Origin of the sequence: Ideonella sp. (assembly GCF_036277275.1) — a bacterium.
Classification (GTDB): Bacteria; Pseudomonadota; Gammaproteobacteria; order Burkholderiales; family Burkholderiaceae_C; genus Ideonella.
Window position 1 is genome coordinate 112,563 of record NZ_DASUNH010000137.1, and the last position, 26,954, is coordinate 139,516.

At 68.3% G+C, this 26,954-nt stretch carries 24 protein-coding genes; 9 read left to right on the top strand and 15 right to left on the bottom strand.

What is annotated here, in order from left to right:
* Window positions 1-46: 46 nt before the first annotated feature.
* From VFY73_RS23980 to VFY73_RS24035, 12 genes are all read right to left on the bottom strand, one after another.
* A complete protein-coding gene (locus tag VFY73_RS23980; RefSeq protein ID WP_329723569.1) occupies window positions 47-334 on the bottom strand; it encodes a hypothetical protein in 288 nt (95 codons plus the stop codon).
* Window positions 331-3,510: a tetratricopeptide repeat protein gene (locus VFY73_RS23985; protein ID WP_329723571.1), complete on the bottom strand. Its 3,180-nt coding sequence runs from the start codon at window positions 3,508-3,510 to the stop codon at window positions 331-333. The genes VFY73_RS23980 and VFY73_RS23985 overlap by 4 nt, the downstream gene beginning before the upstream one ends.
* Complete coding sequence (locus VFY73_RS23990; RefSeq protein ID WP_329723653.1) at window positions 3,497-5,503, bottom strand: tetratricopeptide repeat protein; 2,007 nt, start codon at window positions 5,501-5,503, stop codon at window positions 3,497-3,499. Before VFY73_RS23990 ends, VFY73_RS23985 begins: the two co-directional genes overlap by 14 nt.
* Window positions 5,504-5,637: 134 nt before the next feature.
* Window positions 5,638-6,249 carry an AraC family transcriptional regulator gene (locus tag VFY73_RS23995; protein WP_329723573.1) on the bottom strand — a complete coding sequence of 204 codons (612 nt, stop codon included), beginning with the start codon at window positions 6,247-6,249 and terminating at the stop codon, window positions 5,638-5,640.
* A gap of 15 nt (window positions 6,250-6,264) precedes the next feature.
* On the bottom strand, window positions 6,265-7,389 hold the full coding sequence (locus tag VFY73_RS24000) for a DUF3570 domain-containing protein (protein WP_329723575.1): 1,125 nt from the start codon (window positions 7,387-7,389) through the stop codon (window positions 6,265-6,267).
* A 106-nt stretch (window positions 7,390-7,495) separates the two neighbouring features.
* Entirely contained in the window at window positions 7,496-7,741 is a 246-nt protein-coding gene (locus VFY73_RS24005; RefSeq protein ID WP_329723655.1) for a DUF4266 domain-containing protein, read from the bottom strand.
* An 8-nt stretch (window positions 7,742-7,749) separates the two neighbouring features.
* Window positions 7,750-8,283 carry a TlpA disulfide reductase family protein gene (locus tag VFY73_RS24010; RefSeq protein WP_329723577.1) on the bottom strand — a complete coding sequence of 178 codons (534 nt, stop codon included), beginning with the start codon at window positions 8,281-8,283 and terminating at the stop codon, window positions 7,750-7,752.
* Between the two features lie 11 nt (window positions 8,284-8,294).
* Complete coding sequence (locus VFY73_RS24015; RefSeq protein WP_329723579.1) at window positions 8,295-8,930, bottom strand: outer membrane beta-barrel domain-containing protein; 636 nt, start codon at window positions 8,928-8,930, stop codon at window positions 8,295-8,297.
* A 19-nt stretch (window positions 8,931-8,949) separates the two neighbouring features.
* Complete coding sequence (locus tag VFY73_RS24020; RefSeq protein WP_329723581.1) at window positions 8,950-9,648, bottom strand: outer membrane beta-barrel protein; 699 nt, start codon at window positions 9,646-9,648, stop codon at window positions 8,950-8,952.
* A gap of 134 nt (window positions 9,649-9,782) precedes the next feature.
* Entirely contained in the window at window positions 9,783-10,400 is a 618-nt protein-coding gene (locus VFY73_RS24025) for a hypothetical protein (RefSeq protein ID WP_329723583.1), read from the bottom strand.
* The gene (locus VFY73_RS24030) at window positions 10,397-13,375 is read right to left on the bottom strand and encodes a hypothetical protein (protein ID WP_329723585.1); all 2,979 of its coding nucleotides are present in this window, start codon (window positions 13,373-13,375) and stop codon (window positions 10,397-10,399) included. Before VFY73_RS24030 ends, VFY73_RS24025 begins: the two co-directional genes overlap by 4 nt.
* A gap of 31 nt (window positions 13,376-13,406) precedes the next feature.
* On the bottom strand, window positions 13,407-14,363 hold the full coding sequence (locus VFY73_RS24035; RefSeq protein ID WP_329723587.1) for an FAD:protein FMN transferase: 957 nt from the start codon (window positions 14,361-14,363) through the stop codon (window positions 13,407-13,409).
* A 393-nt stretch (window positions 14,364-14,756) separates the two neighbouring features.
* Between VFY73_RS24035 and VFY73_RS24040 the strand changes: the two genes are divergently transcribed.
* Window positions 14,757-15,122, top strand: coding sequence for a VOC family protein (locus tag VFY73_RS24040; RefSeq protein WP_329723589.1), 366 nt, complete (start codon window positions 14,757-14,759; stop codon window positions 15,120-15,122).
* 184 nt (window positions 15,123-15,306) lie between these two features.
* The gene (locus tag VFY73_RS24045) at window positions 15,307-16,302 is read left to right on the top strand and encodes an AAA family ATPase (RefSeq protein ID WP_329723591.1); all 996 of its coding nucleotides are present in this window, start codon (window positions 15,307-15,309) and stop codon (window positions 16,300-16,302) included.
* 43 nt (window positions 16,303-16,345) lie between these two features.
* Here the strand turns inward: VFY73_RS24045 and VFY73_RS24050 are convergent, their stop codons facing one another.
* Window positions 16,346-17,521, bottom strand: a complete 1,176-nt coding sequence (locus tag VFY73_RS24050; protein ID WP_329723593.1) for an ABC transporter substrate-binding protein — start codon at window positions 17,519-17,521, stop codon at window positions 16,346-16,348.
* A 160-nt stretch (window positions 17,522-17,681) separates the two neighbouring features.
* On the opposite strand from VFY73_RS24050, the gene VFY73_RS24055 reads away from it, so the two are divergent.
* Genes VFY73_RS24055 through VFY73_RS24065 form a run of 3 tightly spaced genes read left to right on the top strand, consistent with a single transcriptional unit; the run spans window position 17,682 to window position 21,150 of the window.
* Window positions 17,682-18,614, top strand: coding sequence for a 5'-nucleotidase (locus VFY73_RS24055; RefSeq protein ID WP_329723595.1), 933 nt, complete (start codon window positions 17,682-17,684; stop codon window positions 18,612-18,614).
* Window positions 18,611-20,098 (top strand): peptide MFS transporter, encoded by a 1,488-nt coding sequence (locus VFY73_RS24060; RefSeq protein WP_329723597.1) that lies wholly within the window; start codon window positions 18,611-18,613, stop codon window positions 20,096-20,098. Before VFY73_RS24055 ends, VFY73_RS24060 begins: the two co-directional genes overlap by 4 nt.
* 11 nt (window positions 20,099-20,109) lie before the next feature.
* The gene (locus tag VFY73_RS24065; protein ID WP_329723599.1) at window positions 20,110-21,150 is read left to right on the top strand and encodes a nitronate monooxygenase; all 1,041 of its coding nucleotides are present in this window, start codon (window positions 20,110-20,112) and stop codon (window positions 21,148-21,150) included.
* A gap of 47 nt (window positions 21,151-21,197) precedes the next feature.
* Here the strand turns inward: VFY73_RS24065 and VFY73_RS24070 are convergent, their stop codons facing one another.
* Window positions 21,198-21,686 (bottom strand): DUF456 domain-containing protein, encoded by a 489-nt coding sequence (locus VFY73_RS24070; protein ID WP_329723601.1) that lies wholly within the window; start codon window positions 21,684-21,686, stop codon window positions 21,198-21,200.
* Between the two features lie 414 nt (window positions 21,687-22,100).
* On the opposite strand from VFY73_RS24070, the gene VFY73_RS24075 reads away from it, so the two are divergent.
* The 4 genes from VFY73_RS24075 (at window position 22,101) to VFY73_RS24090 (ending at window position 26,172) form a co-directional block, all read left to right on the top strand.
* On the top strand, window positions 22,101-22,985 hold the full coding sequence (locus VFY73_RS24075; RefSeq protein ID WP_329723603.1) for a HAMP domain-containing sensor histidine kinase: 885 nt from the start codon (window positions 22,101-22,103) through the stop codon (window positions 22,983-22,985).
* Between the two features lie 47 nt (window positions 22,986-23,032).
* Window positions 23,033-23,851: a 3-keto-5-aminohexanoate cleavage protein gene (locus VFY73_RS24080; RefSeq protein WP_329723657.1), complete on the top strand. Its 819-nt coding sequence runs from the start codon at window positions 23,033-23,035 to the stop codon at window positions 23,849-23,851.
* A 34-nt stretch (window positions 23,852-23,885) separates the two neighbouring features.
* Entirely contained in the window at window positions 23,886-24,863 is a 978-nt protein-coding gene (locus VFY73_RS24085) for a tripartite tricarboxylate transporter substrate binding protein (RefSeq protein WP_329723605.1), read from the top strand.
* 169 nt (window positions 24,864-25,032) lie between these two features.
* The gene (locus VFY73_RS24090) at window positions 25,033-26,172 is read left to right on the top strand and encodes a right-handed parallel beta-helix repeat-containing protein (RefSeq protein WP_329723607.1); all 1,140 of its coding nucleotides are present in this window, start codon (window positions 25,033-25,035) and stop codon (window positions 26,170-26,172) included.
* Window positions 26,173-26,277: 105 nt separating this feature from the next.
* On the opposite strand, the gene VFY73_RS24095 is transcribed toward VFY73_RS24090, so the two are convergent.
* Window positions 26,278-26,904: a Crp/Fnr family transcriptional regulator gene (locus tag VFY73_RS24095; protein ID WP_329723609.1), complete on the bottom strand. Its 627-nt coding sequence runs from the start codon at window positions 26,902-26,904 to the stop codon at window positions 26,278-26,280.
* Window positions 26,905-26,954: the final 50 nt, after the last annotated feature.

The window sequence follows — 26,954 nt, forward strand, 5'->3', positions numbered from 1 at the left end:
CCGAGAGGCCACGAGGGCGGGGGCAGGAACAAAGAAAAGGAAAACGTCAGGGCTTGGCGGCAGCGGCGGGCGCCGGGTGCAAGGCCGCGTCGTACTGGATCTGGCGGCGGAAGACATCGCGGTCGACCGGTGCCAACACCTCGTCGAGCACGCTGACCGCGGGGCGGCCTGCCAATTCGCCGGGCAGCGGCTTCTTCCACGGCACGATGTACAGCACCTTCGGCAACTCGCGGTTGCCGATGATCTGGGTGCGCTCCAGGTCTGCCCGGTCTTCGGCACGCGCACCGACAGCGGCAGCAGCGCCCAGTGCAAGCAACAGTAAAGCTCGTCTCATGGCTTGTCCTTCGGCGCAGAGGCCGCTGGGGTCGCCGCCGGCGCCGACGCAGCAGCGGTTGGAGCGGGCGCAGGCTTGGCGCGGGTCTTGACGTCGGCCACCCACTTGCCGACGGCGGCGTCGCCGGCCGGCGTGAGGGCCAGGTAGCGGTTGTACAACTCGAGCGCCTGGTCCGGGTGGTTCAGGTACAGGTCGTGCAGTACGCCCAGGTTCAGGCTGGCCGGCGCGTAGTTGGCGTCGGCCGCGATCGCCGCTTCGTAGGTCTCGCGGGCCTTGTCGAACTGGCCTTGCTGGCGCAGCGCGATCGCCTGGCTGTTCAACTGGGCCGCCTTCGAGGCGCCGTTGTCGGCGCGCTCGCTCTTGCCCCAGCGGCCGGGGCGCAGCTCGCGCAGCGCGGCAAAGCTCTTCTTGACCCACTCGTCGTACAGGCCATCGGCCGAGCGCTTGGCGTTGACTTCGTGCAGCTCGATCGCCTTCTCCTCGAACGGGAAGGCCTGCTCTTCCAGCAGCACGTTGTACTGCTCGAGTTCGATCTTGCTGAGCTTCTTCGGCCGCTGCGAGCCGATCAAGGCCTTGCCGAAGTCCTGGTACAGCGCGCCGATCTGGTAGGTTGACGCGGTGACGACCTCGGCCACGCCGTAGTCGGCCGCAACGGTGTAGACCTTGAGCGTTTCCTCGAGCTTGGTCTTCTTCAGCTTCAGCTGCTTTTGCAGCGGTTCGACCAGTTGCACTTGCGCATAGCTGGCACGCACCGGTTCTGCAATCGCGAGCGCCGCCATCGCGCCGAGCGTCTTGGTGCGGCCGGTGCGGGCGCTGCCACCAGCCTGGTCGGCCTGGAAGATCTCTTTTTGCAATGCGAGCGCACGCGACGCATTGCCGTCCGCCTCGGCCAGCTTGACCAGGCGATAGCGGGCCTCGACAGCCTGCTCCAGCGGCGCCGGGTACAGGCGCAAATAGCGCTCGTAAGCCTTGGCCGATGCGCTGCGCGCCGACACCGTGCCACCTTGAGCGGCCTTGTCGTACATCTCGGCGGCCTGCCATTGCGCGGAACGGGCCAGCTCCGGGTCTTTTTGCACGGCGGCCAGGCGCTCGTACTCAGCCGCCGCCGGGGCCCACTGGCCCTGCTCGGTGTAGGCCAGCGCGAGCTTGGTGGTCACCTCGTCGGCAAGCTGGTGTTTCGGGAAACGCTGGCGGAAGTCTTCCAGCGTTCGGGTGGCGCCAGCCCAGTCCTTCATCGCGATCTGCGCGGCCGCCGCGTCGTATTGAGCCGCGGTGCGCACGGTCGAATTCGGCGCCGCCACGGCGACACGGGCGAAGTGGCCGGCTGCATCCTTGGTCTGGCCGGCCGTGCGCGCGGCCTCGCCTTGCTTGTAGATCGCAGCCGCGAGACGTTCGGTCAGCTCGGTGCGCGTGGCGTCCTTCTCGGGCGTCAACGCCAGCACCTCGGTGTAGGCCTTTTCGGCCTGGTCGTAGGCGCCGGTTTCGAACGAGGTGTGGGCCACCACCGTCCAGGCGACCTTGCGCAAGGCCGGGGCCGCCGGCGGTTGCAGCGCCAGCACCTGCTGTGCGACTGTCGCCGCGCGCGCGCCCTCACCCAGCGTGTAGAGCTTGTCGGCGGCGTTCGTCAGCACCGGCGCCGCCCGGCTGTCGCTCGGGTTGGCCTGGGCAAAACGCAGCGCGCTTTCGACCGAGGTCTTCTGCAGCGCCGTCAGCACCGCGGTGTTGCCCTCGGCGCGGGCACGCTTGTCCTGCTCGGCATAGGCCAGCAGCGCGGCATAACCGGCGTCGGCGCTCTGCGGGTGCGTGGGGTATTTGTAGGCCGAGATCTCGTACTCGGCAGCGGCGGCGGCGAACTGCTTGTCTTCGAACAGCAGTTCGGCCAGCAGGAAATGGTTGCGCGGCGCCGCGGCATCGTCGGGGAAGCCATCGATCAGGTCACGGTACCAGCGCACCGCCTCTTGCACGTCGGCCGTGGCATGGGTCTTCTGCGCGGCGGCGTGGTAGCGCGTGGCCAGCTCGGTCAGGTGGGTCTTGACCAGCGGCTGGGCACGCTCCCAGCCCTCGGGGTTGGCCTTGCGGAATTCGCTGCCGACACCGTAGCGGGCAACGTATTCTTTCTTGGATTCGAGTGCCAGCAGGTCGAAGCCCGACTGCTGCTGGATCTCGATCACACGCGCCTGCATCAGCGGCGCCTGCGCATGCAGCGGCTGGCGGCGTGCGAACACGTTCAGCGCATCGGCCGCGTCCTTCGGCCGGTCCTGCTTCAGGTACAGCGCCGACAGTTGCTGGTAGACGCGGAACTCGTAGGTCCTGCGCACATCGCTGTCGATGTAGGTCGGGATCGACTCGGCGCCCTTCAGATTCTCCAGCGACAGGCTGGTGACGCGGAAGGTGTCCTCGACCAGCTCGCGGTCGGCGCGGGTCAGCGCGTCGATCTTCTCGAGTTCGTCGTCGCTTTCCAGCGGGCCCAGCTTCAGGTCGAGCACGCCGAAGAACGAGGTCAGCGCCTCTTCGAGCCGGCCCTGCTTGAAAACCGACCAGCCGTGCATGTAGAGCGCACGGTCGCGGTACAGCGAACCCTCGGTCTTCAGCACGATCGCGTAGGCCTGCTCGGCGGCCGTGTAGTTGCGCGCCGTGAACAGCAGTTCGCCCCGGCGGAACTGGGCCTCGTCGAGGTAGCGCGTGTTCGGATACTGCTTGACCAGCTGGTCCAGCGTCTTCAGCGCCACCTCGAGCTGGCCGCCTTGCTCGTAGGCGCGCGAGAGCTGGTAGTAGACGCGGTCGTTGTCCGGGTCGTTCGGGTAGGCCTTCAGGTAATCCTGGTAGCGCTGGATCGCGGCCTTGTAGTCGGGGTCGGCGGCGCCGGCGGTGCTGGCGGCAAAGCGGCTGTCGGCTGCGTCCATCGCCAGGTCACCCAGGCGGCGCATCGCCTGCGGCCGCTGCGGCGCATTCGGCGCTGCGGCGAGGAAGCGGTTGTAGGCCTCGATCGCCTGCTCTTCGTCGCCGGCGATGCCGGTGTCGGGCTCGACCTTGTACTCGCGGCCGGCCAGCGTCTTCAGCGTCGGCGCATCGTCGGCATAGGCGTTGCGGCCCTTGTTGGCGCAGGCCGACAGGCTCAGGGCCGCGGCGAGCAGGGTCAGGCGGAACAGCGGGTGGCGCATCTCAGGGGTTCGCACGCGGGCCCCCTTGTTCGCCGTCGGCTGGCTTCGATTCGCTCGGCTTCGCGTCGCCGGGCTTCTGGGTCGCGCGGTCGTACAGCTGGGCCACGGCATAACGGGCCTGGTTGGTGTAGCCGACCAGGCGCTCTTGTTGGGTCTGCAGCGCCTGCACGGCGGTGTCCTGCAGCGCTTGCTGTTGTTCGGTGGTCAGCGCGGCCACACGCGGCTGCAAGGCCTTGATGCGCCCGGACAGCTCGTTCAGGCGCACGGCAAAGGCGTCGAACTTGGCCGGCTCGGTGCGTTGCGCAGCGTCGAGTTTGGCGTCGTGCTCGCGCGCTTCGGCGAGCTGCTTGTCAGTCTCGCGCAGGCCCTTCTCGGCGGCCCAGCGGCGCTCGGGCAACGATTGCGCCAGCTGCCAGGTCAACGCACCGGACAAGCGACGCAGGCGCTCGCTGACCGCGTCGGCGTCGACTTCGGCCTTGACCGCGTCGCCACCTTCGGCGAGCAGCCTCTGCGCACCTGCCAGGCGCGCCTGCTGGGCGCGTTCGGCGGGCGTGGCGTAGGCCAGGCCATCGGCGGCGGCCTCGGCGGCTTCGTATTCGCCGGCGAGCGCATCGCGCTGGCGCTGCAGGTCGTCGACCCGCAGCTCGGCCGAGCGCTGGCGCACCTGCGGCAGGCGTTCGACGAACGCCTTGCGGCGGTGGTCCAGCATGTCGCCGTAGATGCCCAGCTTGTCCTGCCACTCGGTCAGGTTGTGGCTGAGGAAGTTCAGGTCGCGATAGTTCTTGAACGCTTCCTGGAAATCATGGCCGGCCAGCACCGGTGCCAGGTGGCCCTGGTGCGGCATCTCGGGCAACTGGGTGATCGGCAGGAACCAGCCCATGTCTTCAGCCGGGTTGCGTTCGGTCAGGCCCTTGACGAGATCGCCGGCGCGAATCGCCGCGATCGATTCGTTCAGCGCCTTGTGCTCCTGGTCGTAGGCGTTGATGGCCTCCTGGTAGCGCGCCAATGCCTGACCGTAGGCGCCCAGCTCGGCCAGCGCGTAGGGCACGGCAATGCGGGCTTCGAGCACCGCGGCGTCGCTGGGGTCGCGGCCGGCGAGCTCCATCCACGGCACCAGGGCCTGGGCCGGCTTCTTCTGCGCGGCAGCAGCCCAGCCGAAGCCGAGCAGTGCCTTGTTCGAATGCAGGCCTTGCAGGCGCACACGCTCGAGCGCCTTGGCCGCACCTTCGGGGTCGTCCTGCGTCAGCGCGGTGAAGCCCAGCGCCACGTTGGCCTGGTCGCGCAGCACCCGCAGCTCTTCGCTGTGCATCGGCGTGCGGCCCAGCTCGTCGAGCAGCGCGCGGCCACCTTCGACGTCGCCGCTGCGGATCAGCGCCACGCCGAGGTTGAAGCGGGCGTAGGCCGGTGCGGTGCTGACCGGCACGTCGTTGCCGCGGCCGAAGTTCAGTGTCACCGCATCGACCAGCCAGCTGCCGATGCGGCTGAAGAAGCCAGGCTTGGGCGGCTCGGGCTGCCCCTTGGCCGTCGGCTTGATCTCGGGCACCGGTGGCCGGGCCAGCAGCGCGCGGAACGAATCGGCTGCGCCGGGCGCGTCACCCAGCGCCAGTCGGATCTGGCCGGCCAGCAGCGAACGTTCGTCTTCGAGCGCGCCGGGCAGCGGACGCTCGATGTGCGACAAGGCCTCGCCGGCTTCCTCCGGGCTGCCGCGCTGGTAGCGGATCTTGGCCAGGTAGTACCAGGCGCGATCGCGCACCGCCGGCTCGGCGCCGCGCTCGATCAGGCCGGCGAAGATCTCGCCCGCCTCACGGTGCAGGCCATAGCCCAGCAGCAAGCCACCGCGCAGCACCTCGGCCTCGTCTTCATGGCGCGGCAGCCGTTCGAACTGCTGCGACACCATCAAGCCCGTCAGCGCCGGAAACGGCCGGTCCTGGAAGAAATAGAACAGCGTGTCGCCGTAGTGCGGCGCCTTGACCGAACGGTCAGGCTTCGCGGGCTCAGCGGCATGCACCAAGCCGGCAGCCAGGCACAGCGACGCCGAAACAACGCCGCGACCCAACCAAGTGGCGTGCGCGGATCCGGCTTCGCCGGTCCGCTGCGCGAGCCCCCCTGGGGGGCAGCGACCGGAGGGAGCGTGGGGGCCCATCACTGCCAGACTTTGACGTCGAATTCGGGCTGGAGCTTGGCCAGCTTGTCCTTGATGCGCAGCTCGATGTACTTGGGCTCGGCGCCCTTGTCGAACTTCAGCGTCGTGGCGCGCTTGTAGTCGCGGGTGTGCGGGCCCTGGCCGGTGAAGAAGGCGGTGATCTCGTGCGCGCCGGTCTTCAGGTTGCCGACGAAGACTCGCTGCACACCACCGCGGTGCAAGGCCGCCACTTCGGCGGGCGTGTACAGGTACTCGGCGACCATCTTGTCGTCGAGCTTGATCTGCACCGATTCGAGCGAGAACAGCTTGCCCACGTCCATCGACACGAACAGCGCGACTTGGGTGCTGGCCGGGAACAGCAGCTCCTCTTCGAGCACCAGCAGGTCACGGTTCAGCTTGATGACGTCGGACTTCACGTCCTGCACGCGGCTGTCCAGCCCCGCTTCGGGGACGCTGGCTGCGGCGCTCGGCGCCGGGGCCGCCACCACGGCGGCCGACGCCGCCGGCGCGGGTACCGCCGGCACATCGGCAGCATGGGCGGGGGTCACGAAAGCCAGCCAGGCCAGGCTGGCAACAGCAGCGGCGGCGCGCAAGGGGGTCAGCGAAAACATGCCGGAGGTCTCGATTCAGAAGTTGGCCGTCAGGTACAGCTGCAGCAGCGCACCGTTGAATGCATAAGGCTTGCCAGTGCGGAAGTCCGTGAAGTCCTGGTAGTCGAAGCGCACGTATTCCAGCGAGCCGCTGAGCTTGATGTCGTAGCGGCCCGGCACCTTCGCGTACTCGTAGGTCGCGCGCCCGCCCAGGCTCCAGCTGTTGAAGGTGCCGAGCTGGCGGTTGCGGGTGATGTACAGGGTCTCGACCTGCGCGTTGTCGCTGTAGAACAGCGCCGCACTCTGGCGGTTGAAGCGCAACCAGCTGTCGGCCAGCCACTTGTCGCCGAAGTAGCGGCTGTAGCCGCCTTCGAGCGTGTGCGCCTTGATGCCCCAGTTGTCCCAGAAGTAGCGGTACTCCGCGTGCATCGAGTGTCGCTGGCCGGCGCCCCAGCTGCCGCCGCGGAACCAGTCGCTGATGTCACCCAGCGTGCGGAACTTGATGGCCCGGCCCGAACGTGTACGCGGCACGTCTTCCGGCACAAACGCGCCGAACACCCGCGCGGCGCGGTAGGGACTGCCGAGGAAGCCTTCGTCGGCCAGTGCTTCGAAATTGGCGCTGGCCAACCAGCGCGGCGTCAGGATCTGCGTCACGCCGAGCCGGTATTGCCAGTGCGTCGCGTGGTCGAAGTAGCCTTCTTCGCCCTTGCGACCAACCGCATCGTGGCCTTCGGTGAAACCGAGGTTGACGGTGGTCATGCCGCCGAACACTTCCTGCGACACGTCGACGCCGAAGGTCTGCGCGATGTAGTCAGGCTCCTTGCCGCTGCTGGCGCTGACGTGGATCAGCGAGTCGCGCACGGCATAGTCGATGCCCAGGTCCAGCTGCTGCCGCGTTTCGCTGTACTTGCTGGCCGTCGTGACGACGTCGATCGACGCATTGCTGACCGCATCGACGTAGTAGGTGGCCGATAACGAGACCTTGTTGAACAGGCTCTTGCGGATCAGCACCGCCGGACCAGCGGCGCGCACGCCGCCACCGTCGTAAACGTGCAGCATCGCCTCGGCGTGGTCGGGTGGCAGGTCGACCGCGTGGGCCGTGCCAGCGGCCATGCCGCCGAAGCCCAGCACGCGTGCCAGAGCCTCCAGCGTGGCCTTCACCCAGTGGCGTGCGCGGATCCGGCTCTGCCGGTCCGCTGCGCGAGCCCCCTTGGGGGGCAGCGACCGGAAGGGAGCGTGGGGGCCATTCATGCCGGCGTGGGGGCCTTTAATTACATCCACAGCCGCCCCCCTGCACGCCGGTGGCGCCTCGCGCGCCTTCGCGCACTGTGTAGACGTGGTCGCGGTGGCGCTCGGCCAGGTTGTCGCGGGACAACTGCATGATCGGATCAGCCAGGCGCTCACGCTCGTACGGCTTGACCCACGGTTCGATCGGCGCGCAGCCCTGCAGCAGCGCAGCGCTGGCGACCAACGCCGCCGCCACGGCGGTGCGGCCGGCTTGAATGGGGAACATCACGGCGCTCATTCCTTCAGCAGCGCGCGGATCTGCTGGTCGTACTCGAGCTCGGTGCCGCTCTTGTAGCCGCGGTTCATGAAACGCACCCGGCCGTCGCGGTCGATGACCACGGTCGACGGCATGGCGCTGAGTTCGTACAGCTTGCTGACGCGCTTGTCGCTGTCGAGCAGAACCGGGAACTTGACGCCCAGTTGGCCGGCGATACCGGCCGCGTTGCGGCTATCCTCGTCGACGTTGACGCCCAGCAGCGTGAAGCCGGACGGGCGGTACTTCTCGTACAGCTTGTTCAGCTGCGGCATCTCTTCGCGGCAGGGGCCGCACCAGGTGGCCCAGAAGTTCAGCAGCACGACCTTGCCACGCTGCTCGTGCAGCCGCAGGTTCGGGCCGTCGAGGCTTCGCAGCGTGAAATCGGGCGCCGGGGACTTGGGCGCGATGCCGGCCTGAGCCAGCGACGGCAGCCCGAGGGCCAACGATGCAGCGCCACCGACGCCGAGGCTGAGCATCTGGCGACGCGAAAGGTCAAGAAGGCGGGTGCTCATGGCAGCGGTGCTCAGAACAGGAAAGACAGGCCGGCGTTCAACTCGATGTTGTGGGTGCTGTCACGCTTGCCCAACAGGTCGAGGGTGTAGATGTTGTCGCGCATGTCGACGCGCACCGCGAGCCAGTCGAAGACATAGACCTTGACGCCGACGCCGAAGTCGATCGTCTTCATGCGCTGGCCGTTGAAGCGGGTGGTGCCGCCGCCGGCGACGATGAAGACCTGCGAAGGCATGGCGACGTCGCGCCAGAGGAAGACTTCCCCCGGCAGCACGTTCATGCCGACGTTGAAGTTCGAGTAGATCAGCATCTCTTCGTTGTCGGTGAAGATGCCACCCGGCAGGATGCGGCGGAAGGCCTCGTCGCTGACCTTGGTCTGGCCGGCGCTGGCCTCGACGAAGAAGTCTTCGGTGATGTGGTACGTCGCACGCAGGCCCCCGGCCACGCTGGAGCCGAAGTTCTGCGCCGAGTACATGCCGCCAAACAGGCCGACCTCGAAGTCGTTGGACGGGAACTTCGGCAGCTTGATGTCGCGGCGGTCGACCTGCGGCACCACGACCGATTCGGCATTGGCCTGGGCCGCGGCCAGCGACGGCAGCGCGAGGGCAGCCACAAGGGCCGCGGTGAGGGTCACAAAGCTTTTGCGCATGGCGTGGCGGGCGTCAGGGTCAGAAGTGCAAAGACAGGCCGATCGTGCCGGCCTGGAAGTTGCGGTAGTTCTTGTCGGAGATGAAGGCCGAGTAGCGCGAGTAGTCGATCCGCAGCGCCACCCGGCTCGCCAGGTAGTAGCGCGTACCGAGTGTGAAGACACCCATGTTGCCATCGGCTTCATGGCGGTTGACGCGGCTCTTGTTCGGCACGTAGTGGTAGTGGCCCATGCCTATGCCCACGAACGGCGACAGCCGCTTGTCGGACCAGGGCTCGGCCAACAAGCCCGCGGTCCACATGCTGATGGTGTAGCTCTGCCCCTGGATGTCACCGCCGTTGATGTCCAGGCTCAGCGTGTCGGAAAAGCGCCAGCCGGCCCACACGCGGGTGAACGAGGTCTTGGCCGTTGCGCCATAGCCGACGCCGACATCGAAGCGGCGGTTCAGGAAATTCTGCAGCGTCGGGTCGGCCAGCTCGAATGGCACGCCGTCTTCGGTCACCGTCTGCCGCATCTGCTCGCGCGAGACCCAGCCGGCCGCCCCGCGCGCGGTGCGCACCTTGTACCAGTCGGTGTGGCGCAGTTCGATGACCACCCATTCTTCGCGCTCGGCTGCGTAGAAGATCGGGTAGCCGCGGCCCGGGCCGCTGCGCATGTCGAGGTACGGCCCGATCACGCGCACCCGCGCCAGCGGCTTGCCCGGCTGAACGCTCGGGGCCACATTGGCAACAGAGGGTGCCGAAGGTTCGGCAGCAGGCGGGACCGGTGGGGTGGCCGGTTCGTCGGCCCGGGCAGACAACGGCAGCAAGACGGTCAGTCCGGCCAGCCCGGCGGCGAGTCGGTGGCGCAGACGCATTATTGGGTTCTACAAGTGCCGGTGTTGGGGTCGGGCGGGTTGAACATACCGTAGGTGGCGGGGCTGAATTCGTCCTGGTCGCGCGGTGCGGGGTGATCGATCCAGAACTGGATCAGCTTGGCGTTCTGGTCTTCTTCGTTTTCGAAGATCTGCCCGCCACCGTGAAGCATGTTCAGCAGCAGCGGTTTGGCGAGCAGGCGACTGTGCACGGATTCACCCGGAATCGTCACGCCCTGGGCCGAGTAATAGTTCTTGTACATGTCGCTGGCGCGAATCACATCCGGCGTGTTCGCCGCATCCGTCACGTCCAGCGGCGTGGCACCGCGGATGACCCGCAGCGCGCCGCCGGTGCCGGTGGTGTCGTCATGGCAGCCACCGCCGGCGCAGGTGTTGGTCGCCCCCGGAGGCCCGTTGTGCACCGGCAGCTGGGCCAGGAAGATCGGGAAGATGCAGCGCTGGAAGTAGGCATAGGCCAGCTTGCGGCCGCTGCTGCCGGGCGGGTTCTGCACATCGTCCGGGTTGTCCAGCGGATTGCCGCCGCCGCAAGCACCCAGCAGCGCCGCGGCGACGAGGCTGGTCAGGCCGGCTCGCGCCCAATGAGGTCGTCTCAAGATCATGGAGTGGGGCAGCCCGTGGCGATCCAGTTGGCAATCGTTCGGTAGTTCTGGCTGCCGACCGGCAACACCGCCGTCGTCTGGCCGGTGGCGGCCGCCGGGTGCGGGATCGTCGACGGGCGCTGCAGCAGGTAGTTGGCCGAAGGTGAGCACGTGTTGGAGATCATCGACAACGTCACGCCGAAATCGCCCTCGGCATCACCAGTCAGCACAAAGCGGTTGTTGCGGAATGTTAGCCCACCGTTGCTGCCGACAGGCTGGTGGCAAGACGCGCATTGTGAGCGAAGGATCGGGTGAACCTGGGCCTCGAAGATCTCTTCGCTCAATGTCGTCACGCTGCGCACGTTGGCGCCGTCGAAGGGGTTGTTGTAGTACTGGCCACCCAGGTCGATCCACTCGGACACCAGCCGCTTCTCGGACGCATTCAGCATCGTCGCGTGGTCGGGCACGGTGTTGGGCGGGGTCGGATGCGCGGTGCGTGCGTCGGCGGCCGCCAGCAGCGTCTGGCCGGACAGGATCTCGACCAGGCGGCTTTGCCGCGCCAGGCCCAGTGCGCCGCCTTCGCTGGCCATGTTGAACACCAGCGCCGGCAGGCGATCGAGCACCGGCACGCCTTCTTCCAGGTGCGTGACCGGCTGGCCGTTGGCGTCCAGGCGCGGCTCGCCGATCAGCAGCTTTTCGTACGAGACCATCCGGCCGGTACCCGAATAGGTGCCCGACAGGTCGAGCTTGGCAGAGGCGTTGTGGCAGTTGGTGCAGGTGTTGGCGCCGCGGTCACGCGACCACAGCGGCTGGATCTGGTCGGGGTAGTTGATGATGCCGTTGACCGGCGCCGCGGTGCCCAGGCCGCTGTAGCTGATCGCGATCGAGCTTCGCGCGGCCACGCCCTTGCTGGTGTCGGCCCACTCGTCGTTGTAGAGCATGTCGGTGGCCAGCTTCAACGCGGTCGGGTCGATGCGGGTGCGGGTCGACGCCATCGTCTCACCGGACTGGTGCTGGCCCGCGAGTGCCGCGCGCAGCGTCGCGGGCATCGTGTCGGCAATGGTGCCGGAGTTCAGCGCACCGCCGCGGCGCGGGCTGTGGCAGCCGTCGCAGGTGCGACGCTCGCCCGGGCGGACCTGGATCCAGTTGGTGTGGGTCTGGAACGCCCGGCCCTGTTCGTCGATCACGGCCAGCGCGACCGGCGTGTCCGCCGGCACATGCAGCTTGAACGAGCCATCGGGCTCGATCGGTGCATAACCGAGGATCTGCTGGGGCTCGAACTCGGTCTCGCCGATCGCCTCGCGCAGGCCCATCATCGACGCTGGCGGCGCCACCGCACGTACCGCACGCACGAAGCGCGCCGGGCCGCAGCGGTAGGCCGGATCGGCAGGGTCCTTCAACTTCAGGATGTCCGCCACCTGGGCGCGCGTGTCCTGGGCGTCGGTCGGCGCGGTCTTCGGGATCGCGCTGGTGCAACCTTCCGGCAGGTCGACCGCAGTGACCACGCCGTCGCCCATGCGGCCCAGGCCGTCGGTGTCGTAGACGCTGCGCACTTCGAGCAGGCCCAGCCCCTGGGCGGCCAGCGCGGCATCGACCGAGGTCGGATCGACCACGTTCGGGCCCGGCCGTTGGACGACGGGCACCGGGTCGGTGTACATGAAGCCGGGCGGCGGCGCGGCCACGTTGAGCCAGGTCTGCTTGGCCGGGTCGAACATGTAGATCGCGTAGGGCGGTGGCACGTCGTCCTGCAGTTCGTCCGCGGCGACATCGTCTTCGCTGCGGTTGTCGTCCGACAGGCGCTCCAGCTCTTCGTCGGTCAGCGTCGCGCACGAGACGATGTCCTCGCCGCGGCGCACCTCGCAGGGACGGTAGGCCACCAGCAGGCGGTTGGTGCCGTCCCACAACGGGAACGGCGTCGTCACCCGGCCATAACGCGACAGCCCCATGCCCAGGTTGAGCGTCTGGGTGGTCGCATGGGCCTGGCCGCCCTCGGCCGGCACGTTCGGGTTGGCCGGCGTGTTCTGCTCCGAGTAGTTGGCGACGTCGATGAACATCATCCCGCCACCTTCGTTGGTGCCCGACAGCGGCATCAGGTCCGACGCGACGAAGCCGGCGTACGGCCCGGTCGGGTCCATGTCGCGCGGGTGCAGGAAGCTGTTGCCTTCGCTGTGCGCGCCGTACAGCACGAACATGTCGGTACCGTCCGGCTTGACGCGGAAGATCTTGAAGTGGTTGCGGCCGGCGACGTGGTCCCAGCGCGAGAACATGATGTCGCCGTTCGGGCGCACGACCGGGTTGCGGTCATGGCTCTGGTTGAACGAGATCTGCTGGATGTTGGTGCCGGCGGCACTCATCGTGTGCAGGTTGAACACCCGCTCGCGCTCGTACTCGTCCAGCGCGTAATAGCGGCGGCCCAGCGCCTGGTTGGGCATGCTCTTGGTCTGGCGGTTCGACGAGAAGACGAAGCCGCGGCCATCGGGCAGGTAAGCCGGGTCGACGTCGTCATCGGTGGACGAACTGGTCACGCGGCGCAGCTTGCCGGTCGTCAAGCTGGCGCCGGTCATGTCGTATTCCCAGATGTTCCAGGCGCCGGTGCAGGCCTTCACGCCGTCGACCTGCGAGGTGTTGGACGCCGGGCACTTGAGCGAGAAGATGATCTTCTTGCCGTTGTACGACACCTCGGGGTCGGACGCATCGCCCTTGCCCTGCGTGATCGACGCGGTCAGGTTGTGCTCGGCCGCGTCGGGCGCCGACATCTCCTTGACCATCAGGTCGCCACCCGGGGCGCTCGGCGCGCCATTGGTCGGGTTCATGCCGATCGTGTTGACCCGCTTCACATAAGCGATCGGCACGGCACCTTCGAGGCTCAGGCTGTCGTCGTCGGACTTGTTGCCCGAGCCCGAACAACCCGGCAGCACCAGGACGGCGGTCAGGCCCAGGGCAGCGGCGGCGGCCCAGGCGACGCGGCGCGGGGCCGGCAGTGTGGCGTTTGACATGAGGTTCTCCTCGCGCAGGGATTCGGTCGCGTCAGGCATCGCGCAGCAGGCCCGACGAATAGTGCAACTGGCCGGCGGCGTCGACGACAACCGCGTCGATGCCGGGCAATGAATTGACCAACGCCAGGCCACGCTCGGCGCCCAGCACGAACACCGTCTTCGACAGCGCCTCGCTGGTCAGGCCATCGTTGGCCAGGATCGTGACACTTCGCACCCCGGACGGTGAACGCCCGGTGCGGGGGTCGATCAGGTGATGGTGGCGCACGCCGGCCTTCTCGAAGAAGCGCTCGTAGTCGCCCGAGGTCGAGACGGCGGTGTCCTGCAGCGGCAGCACCGCGACGACCTCGCCTTCGCGGCGCGGATCGCGTACGGCAATCATCCAGGGCCGGCCCCGACGGTCACCCAGCACATGGCTGTCGCCGCCGGCACTGACCATCGCGTTGGTGATGCCCCGCGCCCGCAGGATGGCGATGCAACGGTCCACTGCATGGCCTTTGGCGAAGCCGCCCAGGTCGATGCGCATGCCGGGCCGGCCGAAGCGCAGCGTGCGCGACGCGTCGTCGAGCAGCAGCTGGTGCCAGCCGATCGCTTCGCGCGCCGGGGCCAGCGCGGCGTCGTCCGGCGCGACGCCGGCACGGTAGTCGTACAACTGGCCAGCGCTGGCGTAGCTGATGTCGAAAGCACCATCGGACCAGCGCGAGAACTCGATCGCGCGGGCGATCAGCATGCACATCTCGTCGGACAGATGCACCGGCGCGTGCCCGGCATCGCGGTTGATCAGCGACAGCTCCGATTCGGGCTTGTGCGGGCTCATCGTGCGGTCGATGCGCCGCATTTCGTCCATCACCGCGGCCATCGCGGCCTCACCCGCGCGCCGGTCGTCGACCCACAGCTCGACGCAGACCGGTGTCCCCATGATGGCTTCATCGCGGCGCATCCAACCCACCGGCGCCTCGGCGGCCGAAGCAGGGCCAGCGAAGGACGCCACGAAGCGGGAACGCAGGGTAGACAGACTGGAAAACATTGGCAAAGGCAGTGCCCGATCGGACGGCCCCAAGGCCTCAAAACGTGGGATGGACAGGGAACCTGGCCATGGCGCAAGAACAACCACAACGCGGTCGGGGAAATGTAACTGCGCGCCCCCCCGGTTTCGCCACTGCTTTCGGCGAGGCGATGCTTCATGTGTATGCATTCGCAACATCCCCGAAATGAGGCATTCACCTCGCCGCGCGAACAATGTCACACTGGACCATCGACCCGGCGCCGGTCGATGTGGAGGCAGCCCCGGCGCTGCGCCGCGCCGATGCTGGGTCGGGCTCGGCCGGGGCCGGCCGCACCGGATCGGGGCCGTGTTCTGATCGACGCCATCCCGGAGGACTGCGTGGCCACCGTTCGTTACCTCGTGCACGATGTCGACACCTGCCTGCCCTTCTACGAAGCACTCGGGTTCACCCTAGGTGAACGCTGGGGCCCGCCGTTCGCGATGCTGGCGCGCGGCGACCTGACACTGTGGTTGTCGGGCCCTGGCACTTCGGCCCGGCGCCCGCTGCCCGATGGCCGTCAGCCCGAGCCGGGCGGCTGGAACCGGCTGGTGATCGAGGTCGACGCCCTCGACGCGGCGCTCAAGGCCCTGGAACCGACAGGCGCACGCTTTCGCAGCGCCCCGATCGCCGGCCCCGGTGGCCGCCAGGTGCTGGTGGACGACCCGGCCGGCAACCCAATCGAGCTGTTCGAAAGCGGCGATTGAATGCCCCTCGGCAACGATGCGGGGCGCGCCTGCGGCGGAATTCACGCCCCCCATCAACTGCACCGCAATCGGGCGCCTGTTTGGGGTTTGGCCCGGGCGCTTATTTTGCTTCAATGGATCCGCCGGGGATGGTTTTTCGATCCCGAAAGGCCACGGCCGGTGACCGATGTCGACGGAGGTTCGCATGTCCTCATCCGCCCAACGCCTGCCCGCAGTCAGCGGCATCCTGCCGATTGCGCGCATGCGCAGCCTGTTCCGCATCGACGAGGTCGAGAAAAAGTTGCAGAAGCTGCCGCCGCGCGAGCACGAAAGCCTGCGCAGCACCTATGAGCGCATGCTGGAGCGCGGCCCCGAGCGCTTCCAGGTCAAGCCTTCGGGCCTGCCGGTGATGGACCGGCTCTACGACGAACTGCCGAACTTCCACGATGTGTTGGACGACCTCAAGCGCCAGCTCGCGCTGTGCCAGGACAGCAAGGACGCGCTGGAGCTGACGCCGATGCTGCTTCTCGGCCCGCCCGGCGTCGGCAAGACCCACTTCGCCCGCGCGGTGGCCCACCTGCTGGGCACCGGCATGGGCTTTGTCTCGATGAGCTCACTGACCGCCGGCTGGGTGCTCTCGGGCGCCTCCAGCCAGTGGAAGGGCGCGCGGCCCGGCAAGGTCTTCGAGACCTTGATCGACGGCCCGTACGCCAATCCGGTGATGGTGGTCGACGAAATCGACAAGGCACGCGGTGAACATGCCTACGACCCGCTGGGGTCGCTCTACAGCCTGCTCGAACACGACACCGCCGGCAGCTTCACCGACGAATTCGCCGAGGTGCCGATCGACGCCAGCCAGGTGATCTGGGTCGCCACCGCGAACGACGAGCGGGCGATCCCCGAGCCGATCCTGAACCGCGTCAACGTGTTCGAGATCCAGATGCCCGATGCCGACGCTGCCCGCGCAATCGCGCTGCGGCTGTACCAAGGCATCCGCGGCGAGCACGACTGGGGCCGGCGCTTCGACCCGGCCCCGCTCGAAGACACGTTGGCCTGCCTGGCCGACATGCCGCCGCGCGAGATGCGCCGGGCCTGGATGACGGGCTTCGGCAACGCACGGCTGGACGGCCGCGAGCAGGTCGAGCCCCGCGACCTGCCCTCGGCATCGGCCAAGCGCGGCAGCATCGGCTTCGTGCACTGACCCTGCAGGTTGCCCCTGCGGTGGCGCCAGGCCGGCGCCACGGTCAGTGGATGAAGCGACCGTCGCGCGCGATCAGCGTCAGGTCGACGAAGCGCGAGGCGCCACGGCCCGGTGCGTCGAAGCCCAGCGTGAAGCCGCCGACGTCGAACGACCGCAGGCCCCAGGCCGCTTGCAGAAAGCCGGCCCGCGTGAACGGCGACGGGCAGCGGCGCAAGACCTCGGCCAGCACCTGCGTGTTGATGTAGCCCTCGAGCGCCAGGTGCGACGGCGCCAGCGGCGTGCCCGCGGCTGCCCACGCCTGCATGAAGTCACGCGACACCTTGACCAACGGGCTGCCAGGCAAGGGCACGACCTGCGCCACGGCGATGCCGGCCGCGTCGTCGCCCAATGCGCTCAGCGTCGCTGCCGAGCCCATCACCGACAGCGCATACAACGGCGTGCCGCGCCGCATCATCCGAAAGGCCTTCACGAAGCCGATCGTCGGCTTGCCCGCCAACCCGACCAGCACGGCCTCGGGCGCGGCATCGGCAAGCTGCTTCGCCGCCTCGGCGGCATTGCTCGCGTCGCTGCGCACGGTGGCGCGGCCGGTCAGGCCCAGCTTGTGGCGCGCGGTGGCCGCGTCGGCAGCTTGCGCAACCTCGTTGCCGAACGCGTTTTCCTGCGTCACCAGGCCGATGCGCCGAAGGCCCAGCGTAGCCAGGTGCTGCACCAGCCGATCGACCTCGTCCGGGTAGCTCGCGCGAATCGGCAGCACGTTGCGCATGTCGCGCGGTCGCGTCGACACGGCGCCGGTCAGCGGCGCAAAACACGGCACGTCCGAACCGCGCAGCAGCGGCAGCATCGCTTCGATCATCGGCGTGCCCATGCAACCGAACAGGCCCAGGCAGCCTTCTTCGCCGAGCATGCGGCGCACATTGGCCACCGCACGCGCGGTGTCATAACCATCGTCCAGGGTGACCAACTCCAGCGGCCGACCATGGACCCCACCACGCGCGTTGACCACCCCGGCCCCGACCTTGGCCCCGGCGTACAGCGCCTGGCCCAGTTCGGCCAACGGGCCGGTCAGCGCCACCGATTGTCCGAAGCGAACTGGGTCGCCGCTCGCCGGCGCGGCCCACGCCATGCCGGTGGCCGCCAGCCCGGCCGCGCCGATCAAGCGCCGGCGGCGAGCACTCGCCGGGTTCGACGACCCAACCCCTAACTTCACGTCTGACTGCATCTGCATCTCCGTGCGCCCCGCGCCATTGCGGGCGTCGCGCATGCTAGGGCACCCACCATCGAAACACCGTCGTTGCGACAGCTACGCAACACACGCGAACTCGGGGCTTTCCCCGGTACAACAAGCCGGCGGTTTGATGTCCGGCCCGTATGATCGATGCATGCCCGCTTCACTCGACGGCCGTCTGGTCGTGGCCCTGTCTTCACGCGCGCTGTTCGACTTCGAAGAAGAGAACCAGGTCTTCGAGGCGAGCGACGATCGTGCCTACATGCAGTTGCAATTGCAGCGGCTGGATCAGCCCGCGCGGCCCGGCGTGGCGTTCTCGCTGGCGCGCAAGCTGCTGGCCTTCAACTCCGACGTTAGCGCCCCTGCGGTCGACGTGGTGATTCTGTCGCGTAACGACCCGGTCTCGGGGATGCGCGTGTTCCGATCGGCCCAGCACTACGGGTTGCCGATCGAGCGCGGTGCGTTCACGCGCGGCCAGAGCCCGTGGCGCTACCTGCGGCCCTTGGGTGCCCAGCTGTTCCTGTCGGCCAACCTGGCCGACGTTCGGCAGGCGCTGGACGCCGGCGTGCCGGCCGCGCAGGTCTACCCGCATTCGGCGCGCGCGTCCGAAGCGCACCCGAACGAGCTGCGCATCGCGTTCGACGGCGACGCGGTCCTGTTCTCCGACGAGGCCGAACAGGTCTTCCAGCGCGACGGGCTCGACGCCTTCCAGCGCCATGAGGTCAGCCGGGCCGGCACACCGCTGCCGCCAGGACCTTTCAAGCCGCTGCTCGAAGCGCTGCAACGGCTGCAGCGCAGCACGGCCGCCGGCGGCACGCAGATCCGCACCGCGCTGGTCACCGCCCGCAGCGCGCCGGCGCACGAGCGCGCGATCCGCACGCTGATGGACTGGCAGATCGAGATCGACGAGGCGATCTTCCTCGGCGGCCTGCCCAAAGGCCCGTTCCTGCGAGAGTTCGAGCCCGACTTCTTCTTCGACGACCAGACGGGCCATGTGGCGAACGCGGCGCCGCATGTGCCGTCGGGGCATGTGGCGTCGGGCGTGCGCAACCTCGAACCCGAGCCGACCCGGGCATCCGCCGAATGAACACCACCGCCTTGCCATTGATCACCGCCGACGCCAGCGGCGCGCGTCACCGCCACCCGCCGGGTCTGAAGATCATCTTCATGACCGAGATGTGGGAGCGCTTCAGCTACTACGGCATGCGGGCGCTGCTGGTGCTGTACCTCGTCAACGCGATGGGTTACGCACGCGCCGACGCGCTGCAGATCTACGGCCTGTACACCGGGCTGGTCTACATCACGCCGCTGATCGGCGGCGCGATGGCCGACCGCTGGCTCGGCGCGCGGCTGGCCGCGGTGATCGGCGCGGCGATCATGATGTTGGGCCACTTCGCGATGGCGGTGCCGTCGATGCTGCCGCTGGCGCTGGGCCTGCTGATCGTCGGCAATGGTTTCTTCAAGGCCAACACCACCGCGATGGTCGGCATGCTGTACCCGGACGCCAACGACCCGCGGCGCGCGGCCGGCTACACCTACTTCTACATGGGCGTGAACCTGGGCGGCTTCATCGCGCCGATTGCCGTCGGCACGCTGGGCCAGCTGGTCGGCTGGCACTGGGGCTTCGCCAGCGCCGGCGTCGGCATGGCGATCGGCATGGCGGTGCTGTGCTGGGGCCAGCGCTGGCTGGGCAACGCGGGCCTGCGTGACCAGCAGGCGCCAGTGAGCTGGCAGAACGCCCCGCTGGTTCTCGCGTTTTGCGTGGCCAGCGTGGGGCTCGTACTCGCTGTGCTGGCAGTGGCGCCATGGGTCGGTGCCCTGTGGCGCCCGCTGCCTGCCGCCGTCAAGACCATCGGCTGGCTCGTGCTGCTGGGGCTGTGCGCCTGGGCCGCCTTGCGGGGGCCCGACGGTCGCCTGATGCGCTTCACCCGGCCCGAGATCGGGCGCGTGGTGGCCATCGGCATCGTCGCGCTGTTCGTGATCTTCTTCTGGATGGGCTTCGAGCAGACGGGCGGCACGATGACGCTGTTCGCCGACAAGCAGACCGACCGCCACCTGGCGGGCTGGGAGATCCCGGCCGCCTGGTTCCTGAGCATCAACCCGCTTGGCATCCTGCTGTTGGCGCCGGTGTTCGCATGGCTGTGGACGACGCTGGACAGCTCGCGCTTCGCGCTGCCCGACACCGCCAAACAGGCCCTTGGCATGGTCGTGCTGGGGCTGGGCTTCGTCGTGATGGCGATGGCGCAGACCCGCGCCGATCAGCTGGGCGCGGTGGGCCCGCAGTGGTTGGCGGCGGTCTACCTCTTGCACACCATCGGCGAGCTGATGTTGTCGCCGGTCGGGCTGTCGCTGGTCTCGCGCGCCGCTCCGGCGCGGCTGGTCAGCCTGTTGATGGGCGTGTGGCTGATGGCGATCGGCGTGGCCAACTACCTGGCCGGCGCGCTGGAAGGGCTGCTGGCCGGCAGTGGCATTGCGCTCTATGTATTCTTGTCCGGCATCTCGATCGGCGCCGGCGTGCTGCTGCTGGCGCTGACCCCCTGGCTGCAAAGGCTGCTCAGCAGCCGCGACTGACGAAAGGCACGATGATGGACCTCGCGCGCTGGCTCGGTGTCTCCCACCCGGTGCTGCAGGCGCCGATGGCCGGGGTGCAGGCGCACGCGATGGCCGCAGCCGTCTGCAACGCCGGCGGCCTGGGGGCCCTGCCGGCCGCCATGCTGAGCCTGCAGATGCTGGGCGAAGAGCTGACCGCACTGGCCACCGCGACTTCGGCCCCCTTCAACGTCAACTTCTTCTGCCACACGCCACCGCGGCCGGACACCGAGCGCGAGGCCCATTGGCGCGAGGCGCTGGCCCCGGCTTACCGCGAGGCCGGCATCGACCCGGCGGCCATTTCCGCCGGCCCCGGCCGCGCACCGTTCAGCCACGAGGTCGCGGATGTCGTCGAGCCATTCCGGCCGGCCGTCGTCAGCTTCCATTTCGGCCTGCCCGCACCCGACCTGCTGGCGCGCGTGAAGGGCTGGGGCTCGAAGGTGCTGGCGTCGGCGACAACGGTCGACGAAGCGCGCTGGCTCGAAGCCCACGGCGCAGACGCCATCATCGCGCAGGGCATCGAGGCGGGCGGCCACCGCGGCCACTTCCTCAGCGACGACCTGAGCACCCAGCTCGGCAGCTTCGCGTTGTGGCCGCAGGTGGTGCAAGCCGTGAAGCTGCCGGTGATCGCCGCCGGCGGGATCGCCAACCCGGCTTGCGTACGCGCCGCCCACGAGCTCGGCGTGGCCGGCGTGCAGATCGGCACCGCCTACCTGCTGTGCGACGAGGCGCTGACCAGCCCGCTGCACCGCGCCGCGTTGAAAACCGACGCACCGACGGTGCTGACCAACGTCTTCACCGGCCGGCCGGCGCGCGGCATCGTCAATCGCGCCGTGCGCGACTGGGGCCCGGTCAACCCGCTGGTGCCGGCGTTCCCGCTGGCCACCGCGGCGATCGCCCCATTGCGTGCTTGGGCCGAAGCACACGGCCACGCCGATTTCACGCCGCTGTGGTCGGGCCAGAACCGCAGCGGCTGCCGCGAAGGCAACGCCGCCGACCTGACGCGTGAGTTCGCCGCCGCCTGGCCGGTGTGATCCGGCGGCTCGGGCGCGGAACCTCGCGCGCCATTCGCGCGCCGGATTCAGAAGATTAGAGCACCGATGAAGATGCCGACCATCGCAAACGCAATGACCACCTTCGCCACCAGGGCCAGGACGAGCCCGATGCCGGTGGCGACGCCGACGCGCGCAGCGGCCCGGTGGTCACGCCGCGCCAGATACTCACCCGCGGCAGCACCGACGAACGGCAGCACCAGCACGCCGACGAACCCGAAGAACAGCCCCGCGACGGTGCCGATGGCAGCGCCCAGCAGCGCCTGCTTGCTGGCGCCGGCCTTCTTCGCCCCCAACATGCCGGCGACATAGTCGAGCACCCACGACAGCAGCGCCAGGGCGGCGAGCACACCGACCGTCCAGCCGCCGACACGCTCGAAGCCATCGATCCAGGCCCCCAGCGCGGTGCCGGCGAACACCAGGGTCGAGCCCGGCAGAACCGGCAGAACCGCGCCGGCGACGCCGGCAACGATCAGTCCGACACTGAGGATCCAGAGCGCGATGTCGACAGCGGGCATATGCGCCGGAGCATAACGTGCAGCGCGCTCCTCTGACGCCGCCGTGCTCCGAACCAGACGCACCAGCCCCGTCCGCCGCCAATGCAGCGTTCGCATCGGGGCATCGATCAGGCAGGGCGCGATCTAGGTCCCCGAAGGGTCAAGGGGCTCGGGAGCGGCCCTTCGTCTTCCTTGCGAGCTCATGGCGGTCGGCGGCCCATTCGGTGAGCGCGCCTTCCAGTCCCGACCGCCGGGCAGGTGACAGGCAGGTGACCGCCGAGGTCGCCGGGGCGGACGCGGCGCCCACCACGCCCCGGCGTGCCTGGTGCGTAGTACCTCGTACGCAACCTTCCGCACAAGCAGTGCATCCGGAGTGCAACACTGGCCCCGTTGCGCCGGTTTCCCGACGCACGCGCCGCGCAAAGGAGCCTGGCAGTGCAAGTGCTCATCAACCGCTTCTCCTTTCCGTTCAAGGCGCGGCTCCACTGGCCGTGGTCGACCCGCGGCGCCGAAGTCGCGCAGCTGCGTGCAGAACTCGCCCAGGCGCGCGGCGCCGCTGCCGCGGCCAAGAGCGCGCGGCACGCCTGCATCACCCGCACGACCCACGAGCTGCGCACGCCACTGAACGCTGTGCTCGGCTACGCGCAGCTGCTGCACATGGAGGCCGGCCTGACGGCCAGGCAGTCCCAGCACCTGCGGATCATCGAACAGGCCGGACACCACATGCTGGCGTTGGTCGACGACATCCTCACGCTGTCGTGCCAGGAGGCGGGCACCTTCTTGCTGCACGACGAGCCCTTGCGGCTGTCGTCCTTCCTCGACAACGTGACTGACCTGGTGCGTCCGCAGGCGGCGCAGAAGCGGCTGGTGCTGCGACTCGATGCGCCGTCATGGCCACATGCCGTGAAGGTCGACGCACAGCGCCTGTGCCAGGTGCTGCTGAACCTGCTCGCCAACGCAGTGCGCTTCACCGACGACGGCGAGGTGGTGCTGCGCGTGCGGGCCACCGCCGGCCCCGCAGGCATGGCACGCCTGCAATTCGAGGTGGCCGACACCGGCCTCGGCATCGCCCCGCAGGATCTGCCTCAGTTGTTCCGGCCATTCCACCAGGTCGGCGACGCCGCGCGGCACGCCGGGGGCACCGGCCTCGGCCTCGCGATCAGTCGCCAGCTGGTGCGCGCCATGGGTGCCGAGATCGAGGTGCGCAGTGCACTTGGCCACGGCACCACTTTCACTTTCACGCTGGACTTGCCGCTGGTGGCGCCCGCCGCGATGCAACCCGCACCCGACCGGGGTGCCGAGGCGACGCACGACGCTTGATCCGTGCCAGCACACGTCAAGAAGGATTCAGAGTGACAACGCCCGCCATGAACCGTGACCCGCTGATTCTCATCGCCGCACCGAATGGTGCTCACAGGCAGGCGTCGGACCATCCGGCATTGCCGCTGACCGCTGCCGCGTTGGCCGAGACCGCCAAGCGCTGTCTGGATGCGGGTGCGGCCATGCTGCACCTGCATATCCGCGACAGTCAGTTCCGCCACAGCCTCGATGTCGCGGCCTACCGTGAAGCGATGCGGGTGGTACGCGCCGCGGTCGGCGAAGAGATGGTGCTGCAGGTCACCAGCGAATCGGCGCAGGTCTATCGCGCGCCAGAGCAGATCGCGATGGTTCGTGAGCTCAGGCCCGAGGCCGTGTCGATAGGCTTGCGCGAGATCGACCAACCGGAGATCGGATCCGCCGTCCTCAGCGCGTTCTTCAGTCAATTGACCCGGCAGCGCATCATGACGCAGGTCATCCTCTACGACACCGCCGACCTGCGCCGCTGGCAGACGCTGAGGTCCGACGGCACGGTGCCGGACGCGCCCTGGTTCCTGCTGTTCGTGCTTGGCCGCTACAGCGCGGCGCAGACCTCTAACCCGCGTGACCTGCTGCCATTTCTTCAAGCCCACGTCGGGCCTGAACCCTGGGCCGTGTGCGCCTTCGGGCCGAACGAGAACAGCTGCGTGGCCGCGGCTGCGGCGCTCGGTGGACACGCACGCGTCGGGTTCGAGAACAACATGCGCCTGCGCGACGGCAGCGTGGCCCCGGACAACGCCGCGCTGGTGGCCCAGGCCCATCAAGTTGCGGCCGCACTCGGCCGCCCGCTGGCCACCGCAGCACAGATCCGCCAACGTTTCAGCGTCTGACAGACGCCTTTGCCCCCAACCAGGAGACCTTCCAATGCTCGATCGCCGCCAGACTCTGGCCTTGTTGGCTTACGGTTCAGGCTTCCTGAGCACAGCCCAGGCGCAGTCCCCCTACCCCAACGGGCCGTTGCGCTTTGTCGTTCCCTACCCGCCAGGCGGTCCCACGGACCTCATGGCGCGACTGCTGCAACCTGAGTTGCAGAAGCGCCTGGGCGTGCCCGTCATCGTGGAAAACAAGAGTGGTGCCGGCGGCAACCTCGGCAGCGCCGAAGTTGCCAAGCACGTGCCTGCCGATGGCCAGACGATTCTGCTGGCTGCCAGCGGGCCGATGGCCGTCAACGGCGTGTTCTACAAGTCAATGGCGTTCAGCGCGCTCAGTGACTTGGATGTGGTGGTGCAGCTGTCCGCATTTCCTCTGGTGCTGGAGGTGCATCCCTCGGTCAAGGCCAACTCGCTGACGGAGTTCATTGCCGCGGCGAAGGCGCAGAAAGAGCCGTTTCGTTACGCGTCGGCCGGCAACGGGACGCCGCAGCATCTGGCCGGCGAGCTCTTCGCGCGCGCATCCGGTGTGCGGCTGATTCACGTGCCATACAAGGGCGCGGGCCCGGCGTTGACCGACTTGCTTGGCAACCAGGTTGACGTGATGTTCGACATCGTCGCCAGCTCGCTGCAGCACCTCCAGGCCCGCAAGCTGAAACCCATCGCCGTCACGTCCGCAAAGCGCAGCCCGGCACTCCCTCAGGTGCCAACGATGGCGGAGGCCGGTCTGGCGTCGTTCGAGACCACCGCTTGGCATGGCATTGCGGTGCGCGCCGGCACGTCCACGCAGGTGATCAAGAAACTCAACGCGACGTTTCTCGACATCTTCAAAGACCCGGCCTTTCGCACCAAGTGGGAGGCCATCGGCACGCCCGTCGTCGCCGGCACGCCGAATGACTTCGGGCGCCTGGTGCGCACAGAGTCGGTTCGCCTCGGCCGCGTGATACGCGAATCAGGGATCACGGCCGACTGAGCTCGGCGCGAGAGGCGTCATGCCATCGGCGGGGTGTCACCTGCACGTCACCTCCCGGCTTGCCGGAAATGGAACGCGCGCTCCCAGAATCGGCGGCACTTCAACCCATGCCAAATGAAGCGCCGACGCGAAGTGGTCGGCTGCGGTGTGTTTGGCGCAAGGAGCCCCCATGGCATCCCACCGATCTGTTCTCGCGTTGTCTTGGCCCCTGCTGTTGTGCAGCGGCGCCCATGCTGAAACCGACGCCAAACCCAACCTTCCGCCGACGACCTACAACTACTACGTCTCGCCGACCGGTTCCGACGCAGGGCCCGGCAGCAAGGAGCAACCCTTCCAGACCCTGGCGCGCGCCGCCTTGGCGGCGACCCAGCCGAGCACCACCGTCTGGGTGGCGCCGGGCAAATACGCCGGTGGCATCAAGACCACCGCCAACGGCAGCGCAAGCGGCCGCATCTACTGGGTCTCGACCGGCAAGTGGCGCGCCAAGATCGTGCCGCCGGCCCACTCGACCACCGACAGCGCCTGGGACAACCGCGGCAACTACGTGAGCATCATCGGCTTCGACGTCAGCGGCAAACAGCCCGGCACCGGCACGCTCTGGCGGCACGGCATCTACACCGGCGGCTCGTACAGCGTGATCGAAGGCAACCACGTGCACCACCTGGCCACCACCATCCCTTGCACCAGCGCAGGCGGCTCCGCCATCGGCGTGGACAGCTACTACCGGGGTGTCAAGGGCGACGTGATCGGCAATCGCGTGCACGACGTCGGGCCGGCCGGGTGCCGCTATGTCCAGGGCATCTACATGAGCACGTCGGGCACGGTGAAGAACAACATCGTGTTCCGCATCGGCCAGGCCGCCATCCACCTGTGGCACGACGCGAAAGACCTGCAGATCATCAACAACACGGTCAGCGCGTCGGTGTTCGGCATCATCGTCGGCGGCGGCGACTTCTATCACGACGACAGCGGCGCCAACAACGTCCACGTGCACAACAACATCGTGTTCGACAACACGTACGGCATCTCGGAACAAGGCAAGACCGGCACGGCCAACACCTACCGCAACAACCTCGTCTACCAGAACGATATCTATGACTGGTCGCTTCGGAACGGCTTGCAGCATGACGACACGGTCAGCGCCGACCCGTTGTTCGTGTCCTACCCGGCCACGAAGCCGGACTTCCATCTGAGAACCGGCTCGCAGGCAATAGGGCGCGGCCTCGCCACCTACGCGCCGCCGACCGACTTCGACGGCAAGCCGCGCAACCAGACCACCGGGTACGACATCGGCGCATACCAGCATTGAGGGGCGTTGTTGGGGCCCGACCCGTCGGGGCTGCAAGGCGGACCCGCACGTGCTGAACGCGTGCGGGTCCGACCGTGCGGTCGCGCTGGCACAGGGACGCCGCCCTCAACCGCGCCAATGCAGCCGCGCACCGCGGACCGACAAGGTGCCGTCGGCCTGCATCGCCGCCAACGCACGGTACATCGCCTCCGGCGTGACACCGAGTTCCGCGGCCAGCTCCATGCGAGTTCCGGGTAGCTCGTAACCGCGATCCGCCCCTTCGGTGAGCAGCAGGTGCAGCAGCCGCTCCCGGATGGTTCTGAGCGTCAGGCGTTCGATGCGTGCACGTTGCTGGCGCGTCTGCGCGCTCAGCAGCTCGATCCAGGCCCAGCGGGTGCCGTTATCGTTGTTGATGGCCTCACGCAGCGCAGGCAACGGGAAGGCAAGCAACTCGCAATCACTGCGGCACACGGCGTCGCAGTGGTAGCGCCCGCTCGTCAGGCTTGCCTCGGCGAGGAAGCCGCGGCTCGCCCGCTGCAGCAGCACTGGCGCGCCGGCAGGCGTGACACGCAGCATCTGCGCCTCGCCGCGCCGCACGTAGAACATCCAGGCGGGCCGCTCGCCAGTGCGGAACAGCGCGGTGCCGGCCGGCCGTGACAATACACGTGCGGCCGCCCGAAGTGGCTTGTCGAACCCGGCCAAAGCGGGTTCGTCCCAGTGCGATTGCGCAGCGTCCGGTGCTCTGGTCGACATGATCACGATCATAGGCGCGCGGCGCTGGCAGCCCGAGACTGCGCGCTCGT